Raw genomic sequence first — 10353 nt, 5'->3', positions numbered from 1 at the left:
CCCTCACCCTGCCCTCTCCCCGGAGGGGAGAGGGAGAACGTTGCCATCATCGACACAGGCCACACCCGCAAGCGCGACCTCGCCATCGAAGTGCCGCCGGTGCCGCTGGAAACGGTGATGTCGAACGATGCGTGGGAGCTGGTCTACGACCGCATCGCCCAGCTGGTGCAGGCGCACCGCACCACCCTGGTGTTCGTCAACACGCGGCGGCTGGCCGAGCGCGCGGCGCGGCATCTGTCCGAGCGCCTGGGCAAGGAAGTGGTGGCCGCGCATCACGGCAGTCTCGCCCGCGAGCAGCGTTTCGACGCCGAACAGCGGCTGAAGCGCGGCGAGCTGGCCGTGCTGGTCGCCACTGCTTCGCTGGAACTCGGCATCGACATCGGCGACGTGGACCTGGTCTGCCAGCTCGGTTCGCCGCGCTCCATCGCCGCCTTCCTGCAGCGCGCGGGACGCTCCGGCCACCACATCGACGGCACGCCCAAGGCGCGGCTGTTTCCCAACACGCGCGACGACCTGGTCGAGTGCGCCGCCCTGCTCGACGCGGTGCGCCGCGGCGAGCTCGACACGCTGGTGCAGCCGCCGCAGCCGCTGGACGTGCTGGCGCAGCAGCTCGTGGCCGAGGTGGCCTGCAGCGAATGGGACGAGGATGCGCTGTACGCGCTGGTGCGCGGCGCGCATCCCTATCGCGAACTGGCGCGCGCGGATTTCGATGCGGTGCTGCGCATGCTGGCCGAGGGCTTCACCACCCGTCGCGGCGCGCGCGCGGCCTACCTGCACCGCGATGCCGTGCATCGTCGCGTGCGCGCGCGGCGCGGCGCGCGGCTGGTCGCGCTCACCTCCGGTGGCGCGATTCCCGACACCGCCGACTACCTCGTGGTGCTGGAACCGCAGGCCACGGTGATCGGTTCGGTGCACGAGGATTTCGCGGTCGAAAGCATCGTCGGCGACATCTTCCAGCTCGGCAACACCAGCTACCGCATCCTGCGCGTGGAGCGCGACCGCCTGCGCGTGGAGGATGCGCACGGCGTGCCGCCCAGCATCCCGTTCTGGCTGGGCGAGGCGCCGGGGCGCAGCGACGAGTTGTCGTTCGCGGTGGCGCGGTTGCGCGAGGAGGTTGGCGCACGACTGGATGTTGAACCCCTCTCCCGTGGTGGGATGGGTGAGGATTCGGTATGGCCGGAAGGCTCGGCGCTGGCCGAGCCCTCGCCCCCAACCCCTCTCCCCATGGGCGAGGGGAGCCAGGCATACACGTGGCTGCGCGACGAACCGGGTCTCGGCGAAGCCGCCGCGCGGCAACTCGTCGAATATCTCGCCAGCGCCAAGGCCGCGCTGGGCGTGCTGCCCACGCAATCGACCCTGGTGTTCGAGCGCTTCTTCGACGAATCCGGCGGCACCCAGCTGGTGATCCACGCGCCCTTCGGCAGCCGCATCAACCGCGCCTGGGGCCTCGCGCTGCGCAAGCGCTTCTGCCGCCAGTTCAACTTCGAGCTGCAGGCCGCGGCCACCGAGGATGCGATCGTGCTGTCGCTCTCCACCAGCCACAGTTTTCCGCTGGAGGAAGTGGCGCGCTACCTGCATTCGGCCAGTGCCGAACACGTGCTGGTGCAGGCCCTGCTCGACGCGCCGCTGTTCCCCGCGCGCTGGCGCTGGAACGCGGTCACCGCGCTGGCGCTGCCGCGTTTCCTCGGCGGCAGGAAGGTGCCGCCGCAACTGCAGCGCATGAAGAGCGAGGACCTGCTCGCCGCAGTGTTTCCCGATCAGGTCGCCTGCCTGGAGAACATCGTCGGCGAGCGGCAGATTCCCGACCACCCGCTGGTGGCGCAAACCCTGCACGACTGCCTGCGCGAAGCGATGGACGTCGACGGCCTGCTGCGCCTGCTGCGGTCCCTGGAGGACGGTGCGATCCATCTCGTCGCGCGCGACCTCGCCGCGCCCAGCCCGCTCGCGGGTGCGGTGCTCAACGCTGCGCCCTACGCCTTCCTCGACGATGCGCCGCTGGAGGAGCGCCGCACCCGCGCCGTGCGCCAGGACGGTCCGGCCAGCCCCGGCGATTTCGGGCGGCTCGACCCCGATGCGATCGCTGCCGTGCGCGAAGAGGCGTGGCCCGACGTGCGCAGCGTGGACGAGATGCACGAGGCGCTGGATGCACTGGGCGGCATCGCCGAAAGCGAGGCCGTCGCGAACGAGGGATGGAGCGACAAGCTGCACGCCCTCGCGAAAGACCAGCGCGCCACCCGCCTGTCGTTGCCGGACGGCAAGGACACGTGGGTCAGCGCGGAAAAACTGCCGCTGTGGCAGGCCGTGCATCCGGTGGCTGCGCTGCATCCACCCATCGCCGCGCCCGCCGAATACGCTGCGCAAACGTGGACACGCGAGGACGCCCTGCGCGAACTGGTGCGTGGCCGCCTGCTGGGCCTGGGGCCGGTCACGGTGGACGCGCTGGCAGCGCCGCTGGGCGTGCCGCCGTCCGACGTGGAAGCCGCCCTGCTGCGCCTGCAGACCGAGGGCTACGTGATCCAGGGTCAGTTCGATCCCGCGATCGCGGAAACGCAATGGTGCGAGCGCCATCTGCTGGCGCGCATCCATCGCTACACGCTGGGCCGCCTGCGACGCGAGATCGTGCCGGTGAACCGCAGCGACCTGATGCGTTTCCTGCTCGACTGGCAGCATGCGAGCCCTGCCACGCAGCTGCGCGGCCCCGACGCGCTGCCGGCCGTGCTGGCCCAGCTGGAAGGCTACGAAGCCGCGGCCGGCGCATGGGAGGCGGAAATCCTGCCCGCGCGCATCGCCGACTATTCCGCCAGCTGGCTGGACGAGCAATGCCGCGCCGGCCGCGTCGGCTGGAGCCGGCTGCGCGCGGGCGGCGGCAGCGGGCCGGTGCGCGCCACGCCCATCGTGCTGCTGCCGCGCCGGCATATGGCCGTCTGGACTTCCATAGCGCAGGAGTCGTCGCCGCAGGAAGTCTTGTTGTCCTCGCGCGCGCAGGCGGTGGCCGATGCGCTGCGCGACCATGGCGCGCTGTTCTTCGACGAGTTGCAGTCGGCGGCGCATCTGCTTCGCACCGAACTGGAGGATGCGCTGGGCGAGCTGGTCGCCGCCGGCCGCGTCAGCGCGGACAGTTTCGCCGGCCTGCGCGCCCTGCTGCTGCCCGCGGCGAAGCGCGAGGCGCCGCGGCATCGGCGCGTGCGCCGGCATGCCTTCGGCGGCATCGAGGATGCGGGGCGCTGGTCGCTGGTGCGTCCTTCCCTTCCCCCCACTGGGGCACGCGGGGAGCGGCCATGGATGGCCGCAGCCTTGGGGAGCGGGGAGAAGGTGCCCGGCAGGGCGGATGAGGGGCGGGGGCTTGCGGGGAAGTCGGATGCAGCTTCGGCGCAAGACCAGCCCCTCACCTCAATCCCCTTCGACGGGCTCAGGGCAGGCCTCTCCCCGAGGGGGAGAGGAGGCGATGGCAGCGCTACGCGCGAAGGATATTTGATTGAAGCGGAACATGTAGCTCGCGTCCTGCTCGCCCGCTACGGCGTGGTGTTCTGGAAACTGCTGGAACGCGAGGCGCCGTGGCTGCCGCCGTGGCGCGAGTTGCTGCGCGTGTATCGCCGGCTGGAAGCCCGCGGCGAGATCCGCGGCGGCCGTTTCGTGGAAGGCCTGGTGGGCGAGCAGTTCGCCCTGCCGGAGGCGATCGCTCCGCTGCGCGCGATCCGCCAGCGTGCGCACGACAGCGAACTGGTCGTGGTGGGTGGATGCGATCCGCTGAACCTGGTCGGCAGTGTGCTTTCAGGCGACAAGGTGCCCGCCGTGGCCGGCTCGCGCGTGCTCTACCGCGACGGCATGCCGCTGGCGGCGCAGATCGCGGGCCGCTTCGTGCCGCTGGTGGAGTTGTCCGCCGCCGAGACGCAGCTGGCGCGGCAGGCCTTGCAGTTGCGCGTGCCGGCGCGCCTTACAGCTTGAGGTAGATGCGCCGCCGGTCCATCCACCACACGACCGTCCACCAGAACGCCACGAAGACGATGGCGAAGGCGAGCGAGGCGGCCTTGTCGCCGGCCAGCGGCGCGATCCAGTCGGCGAAGCCGTGGCGATAGATCGGCTCCTGCCAGCCCAGGGCGGGAAGCGCCACCTGCATGAGTTCCGAGCCGGCGTAAGCGGCAATCGCATTGACGCCGAAGCGCCGGCCCACGGCCGGCCAGCCGCGCACGTCGATGAGCCAGTGGCAGGCGAGCAGGGCCAGCGTCGCCCAGCCGGCTGTCCACAGCACGAACGAGGGCGTCCACAGGTTCTTGTTGAACGGAATCCACAGCGACCACAGGCCGCCCAGCACCACGGCCATCACGCCGAGGGCAAGCAGATGCCTGGGCCTGCGCGCGCGCAGCCACGCGCCGGCGCACAGACCGAACAGGCTGCTGGCGATGGAAGGTAGCGTGCTGAGCAGGCCTTCGGGATCGTGCACCTGGCCGGTGACGGCGTTGCGCTCCCATACGTAAGGGCCGAACACCGCGCCATCCACGTGGTCGACGATGTTGTCCCATTTCTCCAGCGAGCCGCCGGCCACAAGAAGCATCGTGTAGCCGATGAGCAGCACGGCGATGGCGATCCACCACGCGCGACGCGGGGTGTAGATCGCGAACGCCGCCACCACGGCGAAGCACACGCCGATGCGTTGCAGCACACCGGGCCAGCGCATGCCGCGATCCGGCAGCCACCACATCGCCAGTGCGTTGATCGCCACGCCCAGCGCGAGTATGCGCAGTGCGCGCCACAGCGCCGCGTTGCGCAGCGCGGCCGGTGCCGCGCCCTGTTCCAGTCGCGGCAGGATCGCCCACGCCACCGACACGCCCATCACGAACAGGAAGAACGGAAACACCAGGTCGGTGGGCGTGCAGCCGTGCCACGCGGCGTGTTCCAGCGGCCAGTACACGTGATCCCAGCTGCCGGGATCGTTGACCAGCAACATGCCGGCCACGGTGAGCCCGCGCAGCGCGTCGAGGGAGGCGAGGCGCTTGCTCATGCGCGCTGGCCTCCGGGCGGGGAGGAGTGTATCCGGCGCACGAACGAGGTCCTGCGAAAAGCCACGCCGTGCGCGAGACGCGTCCCTGCGAATCCGTTCATGGCCCGGTTTTCAGCGACACGCGATCGAGCGCATGCAACGGCCCGTCGATGGGCGCGGTGTAGACCAGGCACAGGCTGTGCACGCCGCGCTGCGCGGGCAGCTTCGCGTCCAGCTCGAACTCGCGCGGGCCGTGTGCGGGATCGGGCAGCGGCATCGTGGCCAGCACCGGCCCGTCGCAGCGGTCGGCATGCGCCACCAGTTCGCCGAACGGCGTGGCGTGCGGGCGCGACACCACCAGCTTCTGCTCGTGCGCCAGCGCGAAGTTGCGCGGCAGCCGCACCGCGTCGACATGGATCGCTGTGACGCCGTCCATCAGCGTGGGCGGGAACGACTGGCAGGTGTCGAACACGTTCACTGCGTACACCGGCTGGGTGCTCGCGGCATCGGGCGTGGGCTGCAGGCGCAGGCGGAAGTCGCTGCCGGGGCAGTTCCCCAGCTCCGTGCCGGCCAGGCTCAGCAGCGCGGCGCGATCCAGTACGCGCTCGCGCGGCGCGGCGAGCGCGCTGCCGTCGGCGGCGAAGCTGGCGGCGCGCACGGTGGTGGGCAGCTTCACCTCGAACGGCGCGTCGTAGCGTGGCGAGGCGGGCGTGGGTGCGCTGCCGTCCAGCGTGTAGCGGATGTCGCCGAAGCCGGCCTGGTCGGACAGCGTGACCGTGGCCTTGCCGGTGGCCAGCGCCAGGTTGCGGTCGGTGCGGATCTCCACCGCGAAGGCGCTGTCGGCATAGTCGACGTGCTGCGCGCGATAGCGTTCGAGCTGCGCCGGCAGGCGGGCGAGGAAACCGTGCCAGTCGTTGCTGGCGGCGGGCGACCAGGTCACTTCGCTGAGCGCGTCCAGTCGCGGGAAGACCGCGTGCAGCACGTGCGCCATCGTCGGCATGTGCTCGGTCCACACGTTCGCCTGCACACCCAGCACGTGCTTCGCCTGCGCGGCGTTGAGCACGCCGGGCACGGCCTGGAAGCCGTAGACGTCCTTCAGCGATTCCACGCCGAGGCGGCCAGCGTATTCGTCGGCGAGATCGCCCTGCACGTGGTCGAGGTAGAGATCCGGCGAGGGCGACATCACCACGTCGTGGCCCAGCAGGGCCGCCTTGATCGCGCCGTCGGTGCCGCGCCACGACATCACGGTGGCGTCGGCGGACAGGTTGTCGCCTTCGAGGATCTCGTCCCAGCCGATCAGCTTGCGCCCGTGTTTTTCGAGGTACTGGCCGATGCGGCCGATGAACCAGCCCTGCAGCGCATTCTCGTCGGTGATGCCCAGCGAACGCATCTTCGCCTGCACCGTGGGCGAGGCCTGCCACTGGTCCTTGATCGCCTCGTCGCCGCCGACGTGGATGTAGGTCGAGGGGAACAGCGCCATCACCTCGTCGAGCACGTGGTCGATGAAGGTGAAGGTGTCGTCGTCCACGTTGTACAGCCAGGGGTTCACGCCCCAGTCGGTGGAGACCGTCGGCCGCGTGCCGGTGACGCCCAGCCGCGGATACGAGGCCACCGCCGCCTGCGCGTGGCCGGGCATGTCCAGCTCGGGCACGATGGTGACGTGGCGCGCGGCGGCGTAGGCCACCACGTCGCGGATCTGCTGCTGCGTGTAGTAGCCGCCGTAGCGCTTCGGCTCGCCGTCCTTGCCGGCATCGGGCGGCGTGCGCCAGGCGCCGATCCTGGTCAGCTCGGGATAGCGCTTGATCTCGATGCGCCAGCCCTGGTCGTCGGTGAGGTGCCAGTGCAGCACGTCGAGCTTGTGCTGGGCCATCTGGTCGATCAGCTTCTCTACCTCCGCCACGCTCTGGAAGTGGCGCGCGGAGTCCAGCATCAGCCCGCGCCAGGCGAAGCGCGGCCAGTCGCGGATGGACAGCGCGGGCACGTCCACTGCGCCCTGCTTCGCGTCGGGCGTGAGCAGCTGGGCCAGCGTGACCGCGCCATGGAACAGCCCGGCGTCGTCGCGTGCGCTGACGCGGATGCCTTGCGGCGTGACATCGAGCGCATAGCCTTCGGCCTGGGACACCGGTGCCTGCGGATCGCGTTCGAGCACGATCGCATGCGATGCCTTGCCGTCGGCGCCAAGGCTCAGGCGCAGGCCGCGCGTGCGGGCCACGAGGTCGATCAGGTAATCCGCGGTCTGCCGGGTGGCGGCGCTGCGGTCGCCCGGTACCACTGGCGTGCCCGCATCCACGGCGAAGCTGCCGTGCTGCAGCGCGAGTTGCGCCGGCAGCGGAATCAGGGAGGGCGTTGCCGTGTCGCCGGCGCGAGCGGCGGGCGAGGCAAGCAGGACGAGCGCGAGCAGCAGGCTGGCGCAGCTGGACCGGAAGGTGCGGTGAAGCATGGTCATCTCCTGTGCGGGGCGACCCAGCATGCCATCGTCGCCGCCGGTCCGGAAAACCGTGCCTGGGCGACATGGCGGCGCGTCGCCGCGTTCCCGCTGGACGGCGCAGGCAAAAAAACGGGCCCGCAACCCACTGCCGGGCCCGTTCGGGGAGAGTGCAGGCCGTCCATGGCCCGCGGGATGTCGCGAGGTATCAGAACTTCAGGTGCGCGGTGAGGTAGTACTGGCGGCCGTTCTCGTAGAAGGCGGTCGGGATGTACGCGCTCTGGTAGTACTTGGTGGTCGGGTTGTTGAGGTTCAGCGCATCCAGGCTGAAGCTCAGCCAGTTCGTCGCCTTGTAGCTGAGGGACGCATTCAGCGTGCCGTACGCCGCCTGGTAATACGGCACCGCACCCTGCAGGCCGATCAGGAATGCCGAGCGCCAGCTGTAGCCGATGCGCGCGCCGAACATGTCGTTTTCGAAGTAGGCACCCAGGTTGTAGGTGTTCTTCGAGGTGCCGAGCAGGTTGTGCGAGCCGTCCGCCCAGGTGAACGACGAGGAGCCGTCGACGTAGGTGTAGTTCGCGTTGACGCCGAAGTACTCGCCGATCGGCTGGTTGTAGGTCAGTTCCAGGCCGGACAGGCGGGCGTCGGCGTTGAGCGGCACGGCGACCTTGTAGGTCTCCAGCTGGTGGGTCAGTTCGCTGAAGAGCTGCTGGTCCTCGGTGCCGTAGGCCACGTAGTCCTTCATGTTCATGGAGAACATGGTCGCCGCCAGCAGGCCGCGCGGCATGAAGTACCACTCCAGCCCGGCGTCGAAGTTCGTCGACAGCACCGGCTTCAGGCGCGGGTTGCCGCCGCCGCCGGTCTTGCTCAGGTCCGAGCCCCAGGAGGACGCGCCCAGCGCGGAGTAGTCCGGCAGGGTCTGGGTCTGCGACACCGCGAAGCGGGCGATCAGGTCCTCGGCCAGGTTGAACTTCAGGTTGAAGCTGGGCAGGAAGCGGCCGTAGTGGTTGGAGTAGTGCCGGCGGTTCCACATGCCGAACAGGCTGCTCACGTCCGGATTGACCGTGGTGGCGGCATACGTATCGATGCCCTGGCTGATGTTGACGTAGCGCACGCCGGCGTTGCCGCTCCAGTTCTCGCCCTGGAAGTTCGCCTGGAAGTAGGCCGCGGCGTTCTTCTCGTCCACGCTCCACTCGCCGCCGTAGTTGTGGCGGCCGGTCGGGCCGTCGTTGTTCGCGAGCCAGGTGGAGTTCGCGTTGATCGCGCTCTCCAGCGCGGACGGGGTGAAGTACCAGATGTTGCGCGGGAACTGGCCGCCGATGCCCTGGGCGAAGTTGCCGGGGTAGTTCGCGGTGGCGCCGTTCTGCAGCGCGGCCCAGATGTTGCCCGGCGAAGCGCCTTCCGGCGACAGCGCGGCACGGTCGTGCTTGGCGTAGCGGATGCCGTAGTTGAACGAGTTCACCACGCCGGTGTTGAAGTACTGGGTGAAGTCGGCGTTGAACCAGTTTTCCTTGTCGGTGGCCTTGACGATCTGGTTGCCCCAGGTGCCGAAGCTGGTGACGCCGGACGGGCCGCCGTTGCCGCCCACGTTCCAGTCCACCGGCGAGCCGTTGCCGTGCGTGGACCAGGTCGCGCCGCCGCCGGCGTTGCCGGTGACTTCCGCGATGAACTGCTTGGGCGTGGCGCCGGTGCCCTTGGTGGTGCCGGCCTGGAACGTGGCCGTGATGTTGTCCGACACGTTCCAGTCGGCGTCGGCGGTGTAGTAGTACGTCTTCGCCGAGGCCTTGCGGTAGATCATGTCGTACACGGTGTAATCCATGCCCGGCTGACCCGCGTAGGTGGCGTTGGTGAGCACGCCGTTCTGCACGGTGTAGCCCGGGTTCGGCGCCTGCGCCGTGGCGAAGTGGCCGCCCCACAGCATGTAGTTGCGGTTGTAGTTGTCCGCGTCGAGCTTGGAGTAGAAGCCGCTGAGGCCGAGCGTCAGGTCCTTGTTCACGCGGAACTGCGCTTCCAGCAGGCCGCCCTTGCGGGTGCGGGTCTGGGTGAACAGGGTGGAGCCCAGCAGCGAGGGGACGTACACGCCGACCAGGTCGGGATTCGTGGCCGCCACCGGGTCGGTCGCGCCGATCTGCTGGAAGCCCGAGGGCAGTTCCTGCGCTTCGCGCTGCAGGTGGCGCTTCTCGTCGAACACCTGGGCCAGGACGCCGAACGTGCCGTCGTCGTTCTTCCAGTTGAACAGGCCGGAGAACTGGCCGTCGGTCTTGGAAGCGGTGCTGGAGTACACGCCGCCGATGCTGGCGTCCGCGGTGTACTGCTTGTCGAAGTCCAGCGGCTTGCGCGTGATGATGTCGACGTTGCCGGTGGTGCCGCCGTCCTGGAAGCGGGCTTCGGAGGACTTGTGCACTTCCACGCGGCTGACGATCTCGGACGGCAGCAAGGTGTAGCTCACGCTGCGGCCCACGGTGTTGCCCTGGCTGAGCACGAACCAGTCGGCGGAGCCCACGCCGTGGCCGTTGATCAGCGTCTGGGTGAGGCTGGGGCTGGTGCCGCGCAGGCTGATGCGGTCGGCTTCGTCGAAGCCGCCTTCCTGGGCGCTGGAGGACTGGATGTCCACGCCGGGCAGGTTGCGCAAGGTGTCGGCCACGTTGTGCGCCGGCAGCTTGCCCACGTCTTCGGCAGTGACCACTTCGACCACGGAGGCGGCTTCGCGCTTGATGTCCAGCGCCTTCTCGGTGGAACCGCGGATGCCGGTGACGGTCACGGTGGACAGCGTCTTCGCATCCTTCTTGCTCGCAGCGGGGTTGCCCTGGCTGGTTTGCTGGGTGGAGCCGTTGTCCTGGGCGTACGCGCCCACGGACAGGCACAGGCCGGCGACGATGCTCGCGGCAAGCAGTGTCTTGCGATGGTTCATGATGTCCTCCCCTCAGAGGCTGGATCAATGGAGACCGTG

General features: G+C 69.5%; 4 protein-coding genes. 1 reads left to right on the top strand and 3 read right to left on the bottom strand.

The window, feature by feature from the left end:
• Positions 1-3945 (top strand): helicase-related protein (locus PCA_RS01020; RefSeq protein ID WP_255436582.1); only part of this gene is annotated, 3945 nt, incomplete at its 5' end.
• Here PCA_RS01020 and PCA_RS01015 read toward each other — a convergent pair.
• From PCA_RS01015 to PCA_RS01005, 3 genes are all read right to left on the bottom strand, one after another.
• The gene (locus PCA_RS01015) at positions 3935-4999 is read right to left on the bottom strand and encodes a heparan-alpha-glucosaminide N-acetyltransferase domain-containing protein (RefSeq protein WP_181300259.1); all 1065 of its coding nucleotides are present in this window, start codon (positions 4997-4999) and stop codon (positions 3935-3937) included. The two genes, PCA_RS01020 and PCA_RS01015, sit on opposite strands and share 11 nt — an antisense overlap.
• Positions 5000-5096: 97 nt before the next feature.
• Positions 5097-7418: a family 20 glycosylhydrolase gene (locus PCA_RS01010; RefSeq protein WP_181300258.1), complete on the bottom strand. Its 2322-nt coding sequence runs from the start codon at positions 7416-7418 to the stop codon at positions 5097-5099.
• 193 nt (positions 7419-7611) lie between these two features.
• Entirely contained in the window at positions 7612-10314 is a 2703-nt protein-coding gene (locus tag PCA_RS01005; RefSeq protein WP_181300257.1) for a TonB-dependent receptor, read from the bottom strand.
• Positions 10315-10353: the final 39 nt, after the last annotated feature.

Origin of the sequence: Rhodanobacter sp. PCA2 (assembly GCF_013620825.1) — a bacterium.
Taxonomy (GTDB): Bacteria; Pseudomonadota; Gammaproteobacteria; order Xanthomonadales; family Rhodanobacteraceae; genus Rhodanobacter_A.
This window is presented reverse-complemented; position numbering and strand designations above follow the sequence as displayed.

Excerpts from the sequence above, each read along its gene's own strand:
- PCA_RS01015 (WP_181300259.1), bottom strand. The coding sequence starts at position 4,999 with ATGAGCAAGCGCCTCGCCTCCCTCGACGCGCTGCGCGGGCTCACCGTG.
- PCA_RS01010 (WP_181300258.1), bottom strand. The coding sequence starts at position 7,418 with ATGCTTCACCGCACCTTCCGGTCCAGCTGCGCCAGCCTGCTGCTCGCG.
- PCA_RS01005 (WP_181300257.1), bottom strand. The coding sequence starts at position 10,314 with ATGAACCATCGCAAGACACTGCTTGCCGCGAGCATCGTCGCCGGCCTG.